Origin of the sequence: Limosilactobacillus coleohominis, assembly GCF_016901675.1 — a bacterium.
In the GTDB taxonomy this organism is placed as follows: domain Bacteria; phylum Bacillota; class Bacilli; order Lactobacillales; family Lactobacillaceae; genus Limosilactobacillus; species Limosilactobacillus intestinavium.
In genome coordinates, this window is sequence record NZ_JACJKU010000172.1 from 1 (window position 1) to 845 (window position 845).

Annotated in this window: 1 protein-coding gene; it reads right to left on the minus strand. The window is 34.7% G+C overall.

The window, feature by feature from the left end; genetic code table 11:
* Positions 1–127: 127 nt before the first annotated feature.
* On the minus strand, positions 128–670 hold the full coding sequence (locus H5975_RS08370; RefSeq protein ID WP_178660239.1) for an NAD(P)H-dependent oxidoreductase: 543 nt from the start codon (positions 668–670) through the stop codon (positions 128–130).
* Positions 671–845 lie beyond the last annotated feature (175 nt).

The window sequence follows — 845 nt, forward strand, 5'->3', positions numbered from 1 at the left end:
AAAAAACTCTCACTTAACAGTTAGTTCTAATTGCAAAACAAAAAACAGCCCAAGCAAAATGACTGCTTGAACTGTAAATTATATTATCAGTACCGATTGACAAAGAACCTTATTTTTATACTTTTCACTACTGATCATTTAATGGCTGAATCGGTAGTTCATCTTTTCCTAACATTTCCGCATAAGCTTTAGCCGTTTTATCTAGATCATCTAATTCATAGACTGTAAATGGTTCACAGTACTTTATTCCTAGATGCATCGCAATCACTTCGAAATTTCTCAAAATCTGTTTTAACGTATATTTATACTTGCCATCCGCAGTATAGTCATAGGATGGTTCTGAATAAGCGACCGTTAGTGTTAGCTCTTTACCTTGTAAAATACTGCTACCTTCTGGTCCTGAATGAAGCCAATAATCATCAAATACTTCTTGCATCCATTTATACAATAACGAAGGTGCACTATACCACCTTAACGGGAATTGTAATACTATCCGATCTGCTTGTTCCAAAACCTGGCGTTCTTGGTCAACGTTAATTTGATGATCACGTTCCAAAGCATACATATCACGGATAGTAATATTTCGCTTCATACCTGCACTTTCAATCAGCTTTCTATTCACTAAGGAACGATCCATATCTGGGTGAAACAGCAAAATTACAGTTTTCATAGCTATTTACACCCCCTTTTGTTTGAATAATCACTAAATCATTACTTTATCTATCTTACCATAAACAAAAAGGTTCTACACTATTCGGTACTGATGAGTTTTCATCAGTGCCGTTTTTGTATATGATGACAATAAAAAAGGACAATTACCCCAAAAAATACACACACGGTAATTG